Origin of the sequence: Acinetobacter piscicola, assembly GCF_015218165.1 — a bacterium.
In the GTDB taxonomy this organism is placed as follows: Bacteria; Pseudomonadota; Gammaproteobacteria; order Pseudomonadales; family Moraxellaceae; genus Acinetobacter; species Acinetobacter piscicola_A.
Map to the genome: position 1 here is coordinate 2,879,017 of NZ_CP048659.1, position 17,075 is coordinate 2,896,091.

Annotated in this window: 20 protein-coding genes; all 20 read right to left on the reverse strand. The window is 39.6% G+C overall.

All coding sequences use genetic code 11. The features are described 5' to 3' along the window. The 20 genes from G0028_RS14110 to G0028_RS14205 all read right to left on the reverse strand — a co-directional run bounded on the left by G0028_RS14110 (position 1) and on the right by G0028_RS14205 (position 17,033). Positions 1-411 carry a hypothetical protein gene (locus tag G0028_RS14110; protein WP_194088727.1) on the reverse strand — a complete coding sequence of 137 codons (411 nt, stop codon included), beginning with the start codon at positions 409-411 and terminating at the stop codon, positions 1-3. After that, complete coding sequence (locus tag G0028_RS14115) at positions 412-4,713, reverse strand: tape measure protein (RefSeq protein ID WP_194088728.1); 4,302 nt, start codon at positions 4,711-4,713, stop codon at positions 412-414. A 112-nt stretch (positions 4,714-4,825) separates the two neighbouring features. Then, entirely contained in the window at positions 4,826-5,287 is a 462-nt protein-coding gene (locus G0028_RS14120; protein WP_180047233.1) for a PH domain-containing protein, read from the reverse strand. Positions 5,288-5,377: 90 nt separating this feature from the next. Continuing rightward, positions 5,378-5,659, reverse strand: coding sequence for a hypothetical protein (locus G0028_RS14125; protein WP_180047235.1), 282 nt, complete (start codon positions 5,657-5,659; stop codon positions 5,378-5,380). A gap of 59 nt (positions 5,660-5,718) precedes the next feature. Next, on the reverse strand, positions 5,719-6,294 hold the full coding sequence (locus G0028_RS14130; RefSeq protein WP_180047237.1) for a hypothetical protein: 576 nt from the start codon (positions 6,292-6,294) through the stop codon (positions 5,719-5,721). Between the two features lie 21 nt (positions 6,295-6,315). Next, on the reverse strand, positions 6,316-6,489 hold the full coding sequence (locus G0028_RS14135; RefSeq protein WP_180047239.1) for a hypothetical protein: 174 nt from the start codon (positions 6,487-6,489) through the stop codon (positions 6,316-6,318). A gap of 133 nt (positions 6,490-6,622) precedes the next feature. After that, positions 6,623-7,360: a hypothetical protein gene (locus tag G0028_RS14140; RefSeq protein ID WP_180047241.1), complete on the reverse strand. Its 738-nt coding sequence runs from the start codon at positions 7,358-7,360 to the stop codon at positions 6,623-6,625. Further along, positions 7,353-7,526: a hypothetical protein gene (locus G0028_RS14145; RefSeq protein WP_180047243.1), complete on the reverse strand. Its 174-nt coding sequence runs from the start codon at positions 7,524-7,526 to the stop codon at positions 7,353-7,355. Before G0028_RS14145 ends, G0028_RS14140 begins: the two co-directional genes overlap by 8 nt. 8 nt (positions 7,527-7,534) lie before the next feature. Continuing rightward, positions 7,535-7,966 carry a hypothetical protein gene (locus G0028_RS14150; RefSeq protein WP_130075319.1) on the reverse strand — a complete coding sequence of 144 codons (432 nt, stop codon included), beginning with the start codon at positions 7,964-7,966 and terminating at the stop codon, positions 7,535-7,537. Beyond that, the gene (locus G0028_RS14155) at positions 7,950-8,507 is read right to left on the reverse strand and encodes a phage virion morphogenesis protein (RefSeq protein ID WP_130075320.1); all 558 of its coding nucleotides are present in this window, start codon (positions 8,505-8,507) and stop codon (positions 7,950-7,952) included. Before G0028_RS14155 ends, G0028_RS14150 begins: the two co-directional genes overlap by 17 nt. 7 nt (positions 8,508-8,514) lie before the next feature. Next, the gene (locus tag G0028_RS14160; protein ID WP_180047245.1) at positions 8,515-8,955 is read right to left on the reverse strand and encodes a gp436 family protein; all 441 of its coding nucleotides are present in this window, start codon (positions 8,953-8,955) and stop codon (positions 8,515-8,517) included. A gap of 13 nt (positions 8,956-8,968) precedes the next feature. Continuing rightward, complete coding sequence (locus G0028_RS14165) at positions 8,969-9,247, reverse strand: hypothetical protein (protein ID WP_180047247.1); 279 nt, start codon at positions 9,245-9,247, stop codon at positions 8,969-8,971. A gap of 9 nt (positions 9,248-9,256) precedes the next feature. After that, positions 9,257-10,333: a major capsid protein gene (locus tag G0028_RS14170; protein WP_180047249.1), complete on the reverse strand. Its 1,077-nt coding sequence runs from the start codon at positions 10,331-10,333 to the stop codon at positions 9,257-9,259. Positions 10,334-10,345: 12 nt separating this feature from the next. After that, a complete protein-coding gene (locus G0028_RS14175; RefSeq protein ID WP_171530057.1) occupies positions 10,346-10,723 on the reverse strand; it encodes a hypothetical protein in 378 nt (125 codons plus the stop codon). A 3-nt stretch (positions 10,724-10,726) separates the two neighbouring features. Then, complete coding sequence (locus G0028_RS14180) at positions 10,727-11,683, reverse strand: hypothetical protein (protein ID WP_180047251.1); 957 nt, start codon at positions 11,681-11,683, stop codon at positions 10,727-10,729. Between the two features lie 54 nt (positions 11,684-11,737). Beyond that, positions 11,738-12,112, reverse strand: coding sequence for a hypothetical protein (locus G0028_RS14185; protein WP_180047253.1), 375 nt, complete (start codon positions 12,110-12,112; stop codon positions 11,738-11,740). A 76-nt stretch (positions 12,113-12,188) separates the two neighbouring features. Next, positions 12,189-13,391 (reverse strand): phage minor head protein, encoded by a 1,203-nt coding sequence (locus G0028_RS14190; protein WP_180047255.1) that lies wholly within the window; start codon positions 13,389-13,391, stop codon positions 12,189-12,191. Between the two features lie 3 nt (positions 13,392-13,394). Then, positions 13,395-14,846 (reverse strand): DUF935 family protein, encoded by a 1,452-nt coding sequence (locus G0028_RS14195; RefSeq protein WP_180047257.1) that lies wholly within the window; start codon positions 14,844-14,846, stop codon positions 13,395-13,397. Positions 14,847-14,859: 13 nt separating this feature from the next. Continuing rightward, entirely contained in the window at positions 14,860-16,536 is a 1,677-nt protein-coding gene (locus tag G0028_RS14200; RefSeq protein ID WP_180047259.1) for a terminase, read from the reverse strand. Continuing rightward, complete coding sequence (locus tag G0028_RS14205) at positions 16,533-17,033, reverse strand: DUF2280 domain-containing protein (protein WP_180047261.1); 501 nt, start codon at positions 17,031-17,033, stop codon at positions 16,533-16,535. Before G0028_RS14205 ends, G0028_RS14200 begins: the two co-directional genes overlap by 4 nt. Positions 17,034-17,075 lie beyond the last annotated feature (42 nt).

The following is a 17,075-nucleotide window of genomic DNA, read 5'->3' on the forward strand; positions in this document are numbered from 1 at the left end:
TTATAACTCCAAGAATTTCAGTGTTGCTGAGTAATAGTCATCTTCAGAAACGGTCGGAATATCTTTGATCGTTTTAGGGTTTGAAATTGCACCTTCTTGGTGATTAAACATCACATTAAAGCGACGATTGTCGTGTGGGTAATCAAACTCAAGTGTGAATTGTTCGTCTTGCAGTGCTGACCAATCTTGTAGTTTTGACAACTCGCGACGCTTGATCCAACCCATTCCGTCATTTGCTGGCACTAAAGTAATAGGTCGCCCTGCCTTCTTTTTGCCCTCTTGAATAATTAAAGAGCCATCGACTGCAAACTGCTGTTTCTGCTCAATCGGCTTGTAATCAAATTCATCAGACCAAAAAAAACCGTTCTCAATCTGAACGGTTTCACTGGTTTCTACACGTATTAGTTTCATTTAACTACTCTTTTTAATTGCTTCGAGTTCTGAGAGCATTGACTCAAGATCTTTTCCTGTTGATGGATTTCCGTAAACAGCAGCTGACTTATTGCCTGCTGCAATTTCATATTTCACTGTTTTACTTGGCTCGCTCAAATTTGCAACATTGGAGTTTGGTACATAGTTTTGGTACTTCTCCAGGGCTTCTTTGACAAAATAAGTGTTAGAAATCCCACCACCACCGCCTGCAAATGCACCAATTGGATCATACCCATTTTTAGCAAGCCATGTTGTAGATGCACTCTTGTATCCATCCATTGGATTTTTAGAACTATTGTAAATGCCTTGGGCAATTTGCTTCGCTTTCTTTGAGTCATACCCCATTGCTTCGAGTTCTGCTGCAATTTCTTGAGCATTATACGCCATACGGGTTTTTGAACCTTTAACACCTCTATTGGCTGTGCTTTTTGCATCAAGTGCTTTTGCCCACGCTTCGGTTGTTGATAATGCCTCTTCACGTGCTGTGGCACCAAGGTCACGAAAACCTTGTTGCGCACCATGAGCTGCATCACGGACACGGTGCATGGAGTGTTCCATTTGAGTTCCAGCATCCACTGTAACTTTCCCCGCCTCGTTTACTGAAGAAGATAATCCAACAGATGCAAGCTTTGCTTCATACCAAGCGATTTTTGCAGCATCACCTGAAGCATAAATTTTATCCGCCATGTTAATGAGTGCTTCTCTTACTTGTTCTGTTGATGCAGTGCCTGACTGCTGCATTACATTAAAAGCATTCATTTGTGCGGATGCCATTTTGCTTGCTTCAGCACTCGAAGTCACACCAAGCAATTTGTAGGCTTTTTCGATTTCAGAGATATTTTCAGGTATCTTTCCATTTACTTGGTCAAGATACTCCATTCCCATTTGAACTTGTTTCGCTGAAAACACACCTTGTTCTTCAAACTCCACTAATTTTGCTTTTGCAGCATCAATTTCAGCTTGGTTTTTTGCCTGCTCAACCCATTTTTGCCAACCTTGGTAAATCATATCAGTGGCTTGCTGACCTGTAGCGCCCATTTCTCCTAAGCCAACAACAACAGTATCAAGGCTCTCCTCTGATTTATTAAACTCCTCTGAAACCAAATTTAAAGCTTGACTAACATCCAGTCCTAGTGCTTTAGCAGCTCCCGAAAAAGTCTGACTTCTCTTAATAGCAGCCTTGCCCTGTTCATCATACTCAACCACTAAGCCTTGCGATGTAAATTGCAACTCTTGTTCTTTCGTGATGATGCCATTTGTTGAGTCAATAATTTGCTGAGCAAGCGTGATTTTTTCTTTGGTAATTTCCTCTTTCTTGCGTAATGTATCTAAATCACTTTGAGAAACAAGTTGATCAGCTTGGGTTTGTGATGCCGTAAGTTGATCAATCTGCAACATTGCTTGTGAATACGCTTCAAAGTTGCCATCTTTTTTCGCTTGTGCTGCAACTTGTGATAAACGAACCTGTTCATCTGAGTAATTTTTTTGCATTGCAAAAGAAGATGCATCTATCTGCTGAATCTCATCATTTGACTGCTGGTGTTGATCTAAACGCTGTTGATTTGCTTGTGTCTGAGCGTTACTTAAAGCATCCAAATCTAACTTTGCTTGACTGTATGCTTCAAAATTACCCGACTTCAATGCTGCATTCGCCACATCATTCAAACGCACTTTTTCAGATGCTATAAATGCTTCATTTTGAACGATTGCATTGCCAGTTTCTTGTGTTGCAACCACTCGACCCTGTTCAAGCTCCTTTTCTTTCACGGATAAAGCTTCCAGCTTTGCCATACGATCAGCATTGGCTTTGGTATTATCTTCATGCACAGACAACTCTAGCTTGCCTTGTTCATCAATCTTAGCAATGATGCCTGATCTTAATAACTCCTCTTTTGTTAGGTCATCCAATTTACCTTTATTTAACTGCATTGAGGCTTCTGCTAACTCTTGAGCAGACTTCAAGCGATCTTTATCACGCTGCGCACTCGCTTGATTGTTCTTATCCTCAAAATCATCAATCTCTTTGATTTTTGAAATAATCTCACGAGCTAGTTCATCGTTACCTGCTTTTCTCGCCTCGATGAGTTGTTTATCTAACTCAGCTTTCTTGGTTGCATTATCTACAAGCTGTTGATCTGCTTTTGCTTCTGCATCAAGTATGTCTTGTAATGCCTTTTTGCTGCTCTCAACCTTTTTTTGGTTCGCTTGCTCTGCATTAAGGACACTATTATCTAGGGCTTTTTGAGTGTCAGACTCAAAGTTCAAAGCATCTTCTTTGGCTTTTGCGTAATATTTATCACGCTGCTCTGTTAATACTTTATAGTCATTATCTAATTTTGCTCGAACATCACCCCATGTAAACATTTTAATGTAATACGTAGCTGCTGCTGCAACATCGTAATAAGCACCTATTAAAAGACTAACTCCAATTCCTATCGTTTTCGTTCCATCTGACAAAGCGCCTATAGCAACCGCTAAGCCATTAATAAGAACAGCTAAGCCATTAACTTTTTCAGATGTTCCATCAATTGCACCACCCCAGTTAAATAAAACATCTAATCCGGTGAAAAACACGTCATTGATTGTGTCGCCAACTTCTGTAAGTGTTGAAATTAATGTCTTTAATGCATCATAAGCTGTAATAACAGCATTTTTTACAGCTTCAATCGTGGATGGGTCAGTCTTATCTAGTCGATCACTAAAATAGGCGGCAACTTGAGCAGCGTCATTAAACAAGACTTTTAAAACATCTAAGTTTTCACTCAGCGCAAGTAATGTGCTAACAATTCCCTTACTTGCTGCATTTGTTGAGTCAATTTCACCAATAAGCATTGTGAAATTTGTTTTCAGGTTTGTTAATGCACCGCCAATCGTGGTCGGGATTTTCTTGTATTCTTCATTAATGACATCAGACTGTTCTTTAAGCGCCTTAATTACAACTTCAGCAGTTAACTGACCTTCACCTGCCATTTCACGCAATTCGCCTTTGGTGACATTCAAGCTATCAGCTAATGCTGTAGTTAAACGTGGCGCTTGCTCCATCATAGAGTTAAATTCTTCGCCACGAAGAACACCTGATTGAAGTCCTTGAATTAACTGGGTAATTGCCGCCTCAGCTGATGCTGCACTACCACCACTGATTTGAATCGACTGATTGATTGCTTCAGTAATTTGTAGTGCTTGCTTTTGAGTAACACCTAAGTCTTTACCCGCTTGATTAATACGTGCGTATAAGTTGGCTGTAGCTTCAAGGCTTGAAGTTGTGCGAGTTGCAACCTGTCTCACACCCTCAAGTGCTTCGTGCAATTCTTTACTATCATTAGAAACAAGGTTTACTTGCGCTGAAATATTTTGAAAGTTATCAGCAATCTGCGCCAGTTCATGTACACCAAAACCGATACCAAGTGCAGCCATTGCACCTTGCAATACATTAATGCTACGACTAACCTTACCCAGTGCTGAATCTGACCGCTCAGCACCCTGCTCCAACTCTCTTGTGCCACGACCTGCGGCATTTTCAAAACCACGTAACGATGTTGTCGCTTGATCAATACCTGTTTCAAGCTCACGAACTCGTTGTCGCGCCTGTTCAATGTCTTGTGGTGATGCATTAGTGGCAGCGAGGCGATTGACTTCTAAGCGTGCGCTTTCAAGTTGTTGCTCATATAGTTGTAATTGTTGTGTTGCATTTCGTGCAAGTTGTTCTAATTGCTCTCTTGTATGTGTTGCGCTTCGACCATTTTGATCAATGCTATTGCGCACATCATCTAAGTTTGTGACAAGTCGGGAAATTTGTTGCTGAAATTGTGTAGGTACAGGTGAAGTTTCTGATGCTGCACGGGCTGCATCTTGGTATGCATCCACAGCAGTGCGTGTTTGATCAATGCTGCGTTCTAATTGACGAACTCGATCTTGAGCATTTTGAATATCATGTGGTGTGGCATTTGTAGCAGACAAGCGGTTTAATTCTAAGCGTGCCTCTTGTAACTCACCTTGCATTCGGTTAATTGCTTGCTGACCGTACTCACCCATCTGCTGAATATTTTCAGAGCTGACCTCTGATGCATCTGAAAGTCGATTTAGTTCTAAGCGTGCATTATCAAAACTTTGAACAAGCATGCTGACTTCGTTCGACATTTGCATCGACTGACGTAAACGATCTGCTTCTAGTTTAATGCGATCAAACATTTGCTTGGCAGCATCAGAGCTTCTTTCTAAATTTTGAGTGAGGTTATTTGTGTCTGCATTAAGTATTAATTTAAATGTAAGATCTCTAGCCATCTATTTATCTCGACTTTTATATAGGCAATAAAAAAACCCCAAGCAAAAAAGCTCAGGGTTTAGAAAAAGGTTAAATTCAGGTGTTAAAAAAGCACCCTAGGGTGCTTTTAATTTAAGATATTTTCTTTTCTTGATCATCAAGTTCGTCTAGGAAGCTGTTCACTTGCTGTCTAAATTCCATTGGGCGTGCAATATATGGGATGGGAGCGTGTGATCCGCCAATCCCCTTAACTGCAATTGAACCAAAATTTAATATACGCCCCAATACCCCTTGATCAACACCAAGACTCTCAATACGATTAACTTTTAATTCAATAGTATTTCGTCGCACCAAACCCGATTTTGCAATAATACGTCTACTAGTTAGTGCTAACTCTGTTGTAACAACATGAATTACTGCAATAGCAATAAAAATAATACCCAATAGGAAAAAGATTACATTTTTTGATGGTAAAGCCATTAAAACAAACAAACCACCAAACAATAAATACCAAAATTGAGATAACCATGTTACCTGCGCCTTAACAATGATTTTCTCATCTCTTGCTAAGTTTTCCTCAATATAATTTCCCATATTCTTCTACTTAAGTGTCCAAAGTCAAAACATACTACTAAGTGTTTAATTTTTTATCAATGACTTGAAAAGCCTTAATAAAACTCATAATCACCGCACCCATTCAATTTTATAAACACTGCCATTTACAATGGTGACAATATAATTTTCATTATCGACTTTATAACTCAAATCAGTAGCAGCATGAGACCACCCTGCACGATCTCTCAACACGTAGTGGTTAACACTGTTAGGTTTACCTAACTTCTGATAAACAGAATCTTTAGAGCTTCCGATTTCAACAAAATCATTCGATGTGCGAATAGAGCGAACTTCTGTCGCAGCAGCCAATGTAGAAACGCACAATAAACATGCTAAAAATAACTTTTTCATAAATACCCCCATATTCTTAAACAAGAGTATCTAAAAGTTAATTTTTGAGCAATGCGCATTTAGTCTTTATTGACTTCACTTGTATAATTGCTAAAACATTTTTTATCAGCATGATAAGCAACACGCATTGTAGTACTTTGACTTAAAATATAGTTTTTCTCATGACGTTGAGCTGCTTTTAAATATTCTAAAAATGCACCAAAGCTATAATTCAGAATATCTTTATGTTTATGTCCTTTGCTGATCAATGTTTGGAATGAATCAAACCAAGTAGTTTTATCTTTTTCGGCTTTTTTATCCTTTGATTTTTTAGCATCTTCTTGATCAAAAAATGCTTTATTCACATTGATTACATCTTTAAATAATTCAATAAATCTATCAGCATCATTTTGAATCATTTCATCAATTTGCGCACCTGTTGAATCTGTTACAAGTAAGCACATCGATATTGCTTTAAACTTATTTGTTTTAATTGCAGCTTCAATGCTTTCATCTGAATAATTTCGCTTAAGTGCAATCCGAATAGGTTCGGCAATCGAAGCCCAGCTTTCCAATTCTCTGACTTTAAACTGTCTAATTTCCTGACCGTATTGGTTGATATGTACATCATTATTTGCAAGAAAAAAATCATTCATTAATTCTACTCACTATTTTAACTACATTCCTAGATAATGTGATGTAGCTTTTAAAATGAAATTTACAATCATGATAAAAGCTACAATAAATGCAATATTCCAAAATATTTTTACAAAACTTTCGGGGTTTAAGTTCATAGCTTCCATAGTTGCTCCTAGAAACTTCACTAAAAATTTGGTATTCTTTTCTGACATGTAAAATCTTTTCCTCTTGTTCTTGCTCTGTTCAACGGAAAACAAAAAACCCAAGATTCTCAGTCTTGGGTTTTTGCTTTTTAAGAGCACAAAAAAAGACGCTAAATGCGCCATAGTTTGTGCCTATAATTTTTTATGCTGCTGGAATATTTACAACATGCCCATACAAGCCAAGTGTTGGATCCGAGCCTTTTTCAGTATGTGAAAGCGCCTGCCCTGAAATTTCATACTGACCTAATTCTTCATGAATTAATGGGAATGTTGTTTCAGGTGACTTTTTGGTACGCCACAAACTAACAGCCATATAGCTACCAGTGGCTGTGTTAATACCCTTGAAGAATAACTCATATTCTTTACCAAAATCACTTGCAATCGTGGTATTGCTTACCACCCCTGTGGTGTAACTTGCTGTCAAGGGCTCTACGATTGCTTCGTGAAAAATCACAGTTCCAAAGACTGCATCAAGCGTGTATTTTTCCTTAGCTACAGGTGTAGCGCCTGCATTAAAAGTCACATCAGTTAATGCATAACCATTAAGTTTAATTTCTTGCCCAACTTTCACAGTTCCCAGCGCCTGATCTGCAACAGTCTTGCTTGCTACTTCGGTTTTCATGCCTGATAAAATGTATTGCAAGTTAGCTTCGTCAACTTCTTCAAGCTGACCTTTAAAGTTCACGCCTGTAGTTTTTGTCAACACAAAGTCAGTTGTACGTTGTCCAGAAGTACTTTCCTGATGTTCCACTTGATCTGTAGTAATTTCAAGCTCAAATTCAGGAACGTTACCAATGTGGCGCATTGCACCTGCAACACCGTTTACGATTTCAGATAAATAAAATTTACCTTGCAATGAAATATAGTTCTTCTTAGCCATTTGCTTTATTTACCTCTTTAGCGAGTTTTACCGTTGCAGATGATTTCACTTCTTCAATGACTTTATCTGCTACTAATTTTTTAATCTGTTCATTTGACAGACCGCCAACCGTATCGCCCTCTTCAAAGCGACCAACAGGTTTTAATGCTTTATATTGCTTATCCATAATTTTCCTTAAACAATAACTTTAGATTCAAAAACAAGCGTGATATATACACATGTTGCTGAATAATCTTCTTCAATGGCAATTAAATTCAGAGGTCGAATGCTTGACTTGGGTTGCCAACCTGACAATAGTTTCAGTACTTTCATTGTGAGTTGACCAACACTCTCAAGCACTGCAGAACCATCTAATAATTGCGATGCAGCATGGCGCTCACTAACTGTGACTTCCCATTGTTGGACCAACATATTTGCCGATGACTTACCTGCATCATCAGTTTTACGCACCCGACGATAGTAAACTTGGGCGTTAGGAGTCACTTGAGATAACTCTGTCACCTGTGCTGAATTCGCAGGTGTATAGATCTTTTTAAAATCAACAATTTCAGCTAATTTCTCAGCAATTTCACTGCGCACAGCAAAAAAGTTACTTTCTTCTGTCATTTATTAAATGCTCCTGAATTATGCCCAACACCTCAAGTTCATCACTCTCGGTTAGACCTAGCCATGGTCGACGTGGCATATTAACTTTGTATGCTTTACCCATGACCTCTTGCATAAAGTTAGAACGCGCTTTGCTGACAAACTTATTGCCTACTAAGCCTGTACGCTGATCTTGTCTAAAGTACATACGGCGCATACGTGCAGCATAGTGAATCTCACCACCAAAATGGTGGATTGCTCCATATTCAACATTGGTCCCGATTTCAACGCCATTTGCTGTGACATTGTGAGTAATAGAATTTATTAAGCGTGATGTATTACGTAAAGTTGTTCCACCTTGTCGCTTTACTCGTCCTGATACACGCCATTTACCCTCAAGACCCTCACCTTTCATCCATCTGCTACGAATATTGCTGACAATCGAATAACCGATCGCATCGAATAGTTCAGGCTTTTGTTGATCAAAAGTTGTTAAACGCGCTAAGGCTTGCATTAAAGCAGATTCAGCATCCGCATCAATCGTTATACCAATACCTGACATATACACCTCACTTAATGCTTGGCATCATTCCTAGTACATCATCACCAAAAATACCACCACGATAAGTACTGCCGATTGGCATTGTTGTTGGCGAGTTCACAGGTCTTTCTTCAGTCACTTCATTTTGGGCATTGAGAATGTTCAGGACAGCCTTTCCATCGGCAACACGTTTCAAGAAGTCGATTTCAGCTTTATAGCGGTTTTCAACCTCTTCAGTCGGGCGTTGGAAATAAAGTCGGTAACGCGCAATATTGCACGCTATTCGCTTCAAAGTACTTGGCGTTTGGGGTAAAGGGAGTTTGTAACGCACAGCAATATAGCTATCAATTTCTTCTGATGCATCTTGCAAAGCTTCTTCAAAGGAATTACTTGCTGTTTGCATTATTTCTAATTGCTGCATTTCCCCTTCCCCGAAACGTGTTTCTAAATCATTTCGGGTGGCGTACATAGATCACCTATTTTTAAGATGCTGCTGTCTTTTTAATTTCAGCAGCAAGTTTCTTTTCAGATGCAGCAAGCGACTTTTCAAGCTCTGTCACTTTGGCTTTTAAGTCAGCATTTTCAGCAGTCAAACTCGCTAACTGAGCTGCTGTACCGTCATCCTTTTCAAGTTCTGGCTCTTTCGGTTCTGCGATAGCACCAGATACTAAAAGGGCTTGAATGCGTTCATCACTCAAGCCCTTAATTTCATCACCCGGCATAAAATGCCCGATGGATTGTTGCGCAATATACTTTGGCATTTTTACCCCTTACACAATAAAGCCTGTACCACCACACACGCCATTTTTATTTGATGGCACGGCAAGTGGAGCAGATTCGGTCATTAAGAAAATACCGCTTGGATCTTCGTTATACCATTGGCGGTCAAAGTATTTCTGAACCGCACCATTTGCTAGTGTATTTTTAATTTTACACTGAGCAATAGAACCATTTAGATCAGAGATAGCACCAAAATAATCATCAGGAATAAAGCGTTTAACACCAGATTTCAGGCGATAAGTACCGTCATAAACCCAAAGCTCTTTATCATCCAAGTAACCTTTAAAAGAGGCATCTTCTTGAACATTTAGACTTGGTTTATATGGCACAGCAATACCCGCATAAGGCTTAATGAAGCGCTCTTTGAACTCTTCGTTTGCAAATAATGCAGCCCAGACCTTACCCGACATCAAATAAGCTTTCGAGCTTCCACCATTTGCATCAAGTAGTAGCTTTTCAATCAATTCCAAATCTGAAATTGGTTTTGCACCTGGTTGATTCCATGGAGTTGCAGGTGTAAAGGTTAAAGATGCATCGCGATCGTAATCAACCATGTTGTATTCATAGTCATCCGACTGAAGCAGGTACTTACCATTTAACAATAACTCTGTCGCCATCAGTAAAATTGAGTTATCAATCGCATCATGGTTACGTTTCATTACCGCAATTTGAGCAATGATCATTTTTTCCTGATCAGATAATTTTTGACTACCTGTCGAGATGATGCCAGCAGTACGCAAGCGTTCCATTAAAGCTTCATCAAATGACGTTGCGGCAGTGACCATGTTTTTAGGTTTGTAGTATGCAGGTTTAACAAAATCAACTTTTGCAGCGCGTTTAGTGTCAAATGGTTTACCAGGTTGTTGTGGTGAAACCAATGGAGCGAGATCATGGACTGTATTAAGTTCAGCTAATGGAACTTCGTCACGATCAAATGCAGGGCGATTTGGATAAAACTTTTCTAAAATCCAAGTGCTCATTGGTTTGTAGTTTGAGTGGATCAGCGCCAACTCGCCTACGTCGAGTAATTCGAGTGGTGCACCATCGATAATAAATGATTGAGCCATTAATTTAGATCCTTATACTTTTGAAAATTCAATATGGTTGAGTGTTGCTTTGGCGCGTGCTGCATCATATTTGGCAGTATCTAAATACACGCCTGCTAAACAGATCGCTTCAATACTAAACACGCCACCAAAATAAATCGGGATTTCTATCCCGTCTGCCGCCATTTTGGTTGCTTGAACAGCTGTTACATCTTGACCACAAACAACATTCCATGTTTTTTCATCAAGTGCATGATCAACTACATTGGTTTCAGACAGCGTTAGCAGATCACCTGCTTTATATGCCTTTGCAGTTGTAACTTTGGCATTCGCACGACGTAATTTAGAAACATCCAAATTAAATGGGCGCGTTTCGCGAGTTACTGTGCCTAAATATGTTTTATTACTCATGGATTAAGCCCCCTTGTTTTGCGCTGCAAATGCTTGAGCACCTGCTGTAAATTGGTGTTTATCTTCACCACCCTGTTGCCCGCCACCTTGACCACCTGTTGCTTGATGTTGAAACAAGTTAGCCAAATGCGTTGGCACTGCATTGTTTTGTTGTGGTACTGGTGCAGGCTGACCACCCGCAAACTGCTTCATTTGTTGTGACATGAATGCAAAAGATGAATCATCCATATTCATATAAGATGCTTTTTCTTCAGCACTAAATTGCTTATTTAATGCAGTTTCAAGCGATTGGATATCTTCTTCACGCTTATCTGCTTTGAACTTCTGGATATCTTTTTCAAGATTTGTATTTTTCTCTTCTAGCTCTGTAATACGAGCTTTCGCCTGTTCGAGTTCGGTCACATCTGTGTCCTCTTGATTAAAGTTAGATTTAGGGGTGTGGCTGGCTGCCACAGCGTTGGTATTGTCATCCGCACCTAAAGCACAGAAAGAAACTTCACGAATACGACCACCACGGAACACGGTGATTGGGCCTTGATGGATCTTTCCATTGACTGATACGGATGCACCTGCCTGAATTTCTTCAATGGCTGATGGTTCAATTCGCACAGACATCTGCCACGGAAATCCATCGTCCGAGTCTTGGGCGACCTGAGTGCCAAACTCATTACTCATCAGATCACCTGAAACAGTTAAACCTGTTTGATGGTCAATAGAGTGTGTATTAATTGCCCCTGCACGTTGCCGTGGTGAATGTTCTAACAAGGCAGGAATACGCCCTTTCACTTCCATAGAATCCAAATCAAAAACGACTCGATCCCAATACCAATGGTCAGTGATGGGTTCTCCACTATAAGCAACACCCGAGAAGGTACGTTTTTTCTTACCCTCCTCGGCTTGATTGACATTCAACTGCCCAAGCTGAAAGCAATATTCACTTTGTTTGTTTACCTCTGGCATTTTCATGCTCCATAAAAAAACCACCTGAGAAGGTGGTCTTGAATGATTGTGTTTTTAAATACTTCGAATTAATGCCAAGAGTTTTTCTTTAGTTTCTTTGGTGTGTTCATGGAACACCGAATTCTCTCTTTTAAGAACAGAAGCCAATGTATCAATAATTCGTAACTTCTCTTCTAGTGAGTAGTTGAATTTTAAGTCAGCATCCTTGGTTGCCTCATTACCTAGCGCTCGACTTCCGTTTGATACATCTGGATTTATCGCTAAGGCATTCGAACCATTATCGATGCTTAAAGCCCCCGTCAAGAACAAGCGGATCTCTTGCTCCTCCTTAGCCGTCTCAACTGTAATAGTTCGTATAAATTTGGGAAGCTCCACACCTTCTTTCACTTCAATATGAGGTACCACACAATCAATTCCAGAAACGCGCATATATTTATTCCTCTGTTAATAAAAAACCATCCAAAGGTGGTTATCTTGTTCTGTTGACTGTTAATCACTATTACATTTAATTAATCAAAGCCTTTACTGTATAAATCATCTGCCCATCCTTGGTTTCAATCGAAACCACTTCAAATACCAAACCAAGCTCAAATAAAACACCTTGCCCAGCATTCAACTTTTCAAGATCAATCCCAAGCCCTTTAGCATTTTCAACCTGAATCATTACATTGGACTGACCTGATAAAAGTAATGGTGCATTCAGAGTAATGGTCTTACCAACCTCAAGAGATGCTGCAAACGCAAGCATTGTTGAACCTGTTACTGTGTTTGCTGTATTTACTGATATTGCCTGAAGTTTTGCCATGTCCTCTTTTACCCAACGCTTAAGTACATCATCGGCAAGGCTGATTGATGGTTGAGTTAAATAAGCAGTTAAAGCAGCATCATTACTTTGCACATAATCGATCAATGTTTTAATAGCACTTGGTCTAATTGATGGATCTAGCGGAATAACAGTATTTGCAATTGTGTCAAACAGGTCTCGACTTGATGGGCTCATTGGCGATAAAAGACTGTTTAACTTTTTGCTTGCAGTCCATTCCGCTTTAATTCCATTTTTTTGATCAAACAAATACTCTTGATTTAAAATTGAATCAGAAATTTTTTGATCAACTACAGATTCCATTTCACCAAAAGTTAAAGGGCTGGTTGACCACCCAGACTCCCCTGCAATCACAGGTAAATCCTCATCTGACGTAATGCCGTATTTTTTCGCCTGAGCCTCACTTAGAGCAATTACAGTACATCGACACATAAATCCCCACGGCGGGTAATACAACAGCCAAAATGGATCATCTATGTGTCTGATAATTCGGTTCAACTCTAAATGACTCGGACGGACGCGAGAATCATTGATCGCAGAATACATAAGATAAGGACGTTTATCTTTATTCCTTTGATGTTGTTGCCAACGACCATGACCATAAGCTGTTTGAATATTTGTTCGATATACGTTCTTTAGATATCCATCACTAAGTACAATCTCATTCTCAGCAACCAATTTCTTAAAGTCGTTGTATGTACTACCATCGGCAATCGATTTGTTGACCGCTTTAATAACAGTCTCTACTTGCTCAATGCTCGATAAAAACCCGACGGTTGTTGCCAACTGTCGGGTCTTAAGGTCCATCGAATAAAATTCATCGGGTAGCACTATTTTTCGCTCATGTGCAAATCGAAGTGCTTCAAGGAAAGTAACTGGTTGCATTTATTACTCTCCGCTTGCACTCACATAACCCAATACATCTGCTGCATATAGAGCTCGTTCAAGGTTTGCTGTAAATTGCGATTGCGAAGCACTTGGCATCAACTGCATTAAGTTAAATGCTAAATCTTCAGGTGATTCACTTGATTGAATTAACTCATTTACTTGCTTTTGATTTAACAACTCAATTACATGCTGTTCAGTGGTTAATTCTTCAACTTCCTGCTGTTCACTTGAAAGTTTATGGGTATCACCTTTAAAGCTAAATGCTCTTTTTGGTAGCGCGCTAAATTGAATGTTTGACACCTCAGTCTCTATAACATCCCCATCTTGCAAGCCATATTCACGCTTAAAGTACTGCGGTGTAAGATTTGCTCCAGCATTCTTTAAATGTGCATCACGCTCAGCTTGATCTTTATTTAATGGTTTAGGTTTTTCACCCACCATCACCTTATATTCATTCCAATTGTTTAATTTGCACAATGCATTAACCACTGCTTGAAGTGTAGGTGTGACCAAACGAATATCAGATTTCAATTTATCAAGCCGTACATTCTCATGTACTTGACCTAGAGCATTACTACCACCACGATCATTTCCACTCGTGAGCGTCTGACCTAATACAACTTTTTGGATTTGACGAAGCAATTGATTGTTAAAAGATTCAAACGAAGATCCTGCTGTCCCATTACCTGGTGTTGAAAGGAGTTGCACATCATCTTTATTATCAATGGTCAATACGCTTTGAGCATGTGCATTCAATAGAGCATTGTTCATCGCTGTTGTAGTGGTATCTTTGCTACCCACCTTGGCAAGTAAAATTGGTGTGCCGAACTTTTCAAGAAATTTTGCCCAGAACTTAAAACCATTCTGTTTAAAGAAAAACAACCAATACAATGTGGCTAAAAGGGCTTTACCATAAGGCTGTTCATAGGTTGCTTTACGGCGTGTTAGAAAGAATTTAAAAGTTTGATCAACCTCTCTTTCATTAACAGTGCCGTCTTGTCGATAGATCAAACGTCCGTCATTCTTTGGCTCAAACCATTGCATCGGTTTTTCACCGATCCATTTCAAACCAACATGCCCTTGAGGCTTTAATTCGTACACAGCTTCTTGAACAGAATAACCAAAGAACAACGCATTTAAACTGCATGATACAATTTCAAAATACCACTCTTTAATCATCTCATTAAGTAATTCTGCTTCAGGTGTATCATTTGGTTCAATCCGAAATGGTGCAGCAAGTAGAGCATCTAAGCGCGTTTCAACAACTTGGGCAATTTCATCATCATCTAGCAATATTTTTAAACGATGACGTGCAATACCTGCCTTACGTAGTACTTCATCAATATCCGGCTGACGTCCGAAGTTATACAAAAACTGAGTTACAGCTTCTTGAGCGTATAAGTTTCCATAAGACAAAGCCTTTTGTGCCTTGCCTTTCTTTGGCTTTGCCATGTTGGTTTCCTTATTAATAAATTCGAGAGCCTGCACCTGTAGGCTGAATACCTTTGCGACCCTCAACCCCACTAAAACAGATCATCACACTGTCTGCTCGGTTTGGAGATGAGGCACCATCAGGTTGCTTATTGACTAGAATCTTACCTGCGCCATTTTTTGTGTATGTAGGTTGTGAAAGCTCAGTTGTTAGGGCTTCTAATTCAGCCTTGGGCAGGTCTTCACTGGACAATGAAATAATCGAATCAGGATCAAACTCCATTCCCTTAAGCGCACGATACGTGTTCTGGAATCGTAAACGGAGTGACCACCATGCTTGCGCTTTCAAGTTTGCAAAGAAATCAATATTCTTTCGCGCTTCAACCATTTCCTCATCTGGCTCAAATACAGAACCTGAACCCCTAAATGGATCCACATCAATCTTAGGAATGCCTTTTTCCTGATTGAGCTCATTGATCACACGCGCATCACCTCGACATCCAGCACCCAACCCATCAGCATCGTAAAGAAAATGATCTAAATTACGCTCAAGACTAATATCAATCGCTTTTTGCGTAGTTCCAAATATGTCATCCCCAACACCTGACCATGTAGCCAAATACTGCAAGACAATACCGTGACGATCAGCAAATGAATTCTTATCTTTACCTTCATCTGCAACATCGAGACCACCTATACGTTCACCCGATGGTTGAATTTTAAGTTTAATATGCGCATCAATTGCAGCTTGAACCCAAGCACTTGGAATCAACACGCCTTCTACAGATGCAGCATAGTTAATATCAACTTCTTGCGCTAAAACAACATCATCCAATGTGGCCAACTGCTTTTCATACCAAGGATGAATAATTTTTCCACTATATTCAATGGTCCAATTTTTATCTGGATTGGCTCGCCAAGGCATTGTAAATACGGAATAACGGCCGCTGAAACGATCTCGATAGAATCGATCACCAATACCATTGGGCGTAGATCCTTTGATGTGTACGTTCGTATTCTGTGATATTGCTGCATCTACTGCTTCTTGGTGTTCTACGAATGCCCATTCATCAAGGAAGTACATTGTGGTACGTCCACCACGACCAATGTTATCGCCAGCCTCACCTGTGATCGTTGCACCATTGTCTGGGTTAATGATTCGCATATAGTTATCATGAACTTTTTCGACAAACTTTTTAGGCTTCATCCAATCTGGCATTTTTGAGAACATGTCACGGAACTTATGAAATAGGGTTTTAGGATCCCCCTTTTTATCCACGAGTTCTTCTTTACGACTTCCCACGCCACCTGCAAAGCCTTCGACAAACAACCAACGATGTAGAAAAAAACCTAAAACAACGTAAGACATTCCCTCATCACGGCTTTTTTCAATTAAACCGTGTGTTTGTGTACTCTCACGCTCTAAAAGCCAATCAACCAATTCAACCTGCTTAGGGCGTAGCACAAACGGAATATTTGCAGGCAAACCAAATGCCATACCACGTGGATCGTATGTCCAAATCCACTGATTAAACCAATGCACAGGATCATTCTTGCATTTATATAACTCAGCTTCTTGACTTAGCTCACATTGTTCAATTAAAGCCTTGTAGTAATAACGGCGTGTCATTTCAGCTACAACTTCAGGCAAGCGTATATTGATCGTCCACTCTTTAATAAGTGGTGCGATTTCTTCTAATGCATAAGTCATAACTTACCTGTAATCGCTAAACGCGAAAGCTCTTGTGGTGTCATGTTAGCGAGTTCATCTGGTGTGTATTTTGGTAGAGATTGTTTTTGTTCAGTCTCAGTTTTTATTGCACCACCATTTGCGCCAGTATGTTCCTGCCGTGTAACTCGCCCATCTGTTTCTTGAAAAGCTTGTTTTAGTAGATTCTGCTTAAGTCGCTTATTCCTACCAGAGTCGTCATACATCCCTTGAAGTTCTTTAAGTCGGAATGCTTTATTCGCAATCGCAATGTCTTCAATATTTTCTCTAAAATCTGTTCGAGTTCGCTCAAATAAATCTTTTAATTTTTTACTCAGGTTTCGACCTGCATATTTGGTCGGATCGTAATTTTCACATTGCTGTCTTTCAATTTCTAACCCAAATCTTTGCTTGACAGCATCGGCTACTTGTTGAGGGGTTTCAAAGCAAGCAAGAGACTGAACTATAAAGATTTTTACAGGCTCTTTAAGTGCTGCCATAAACTCACCTTTGTCATGCTACGTCAAGCAAGATTGCCAAAA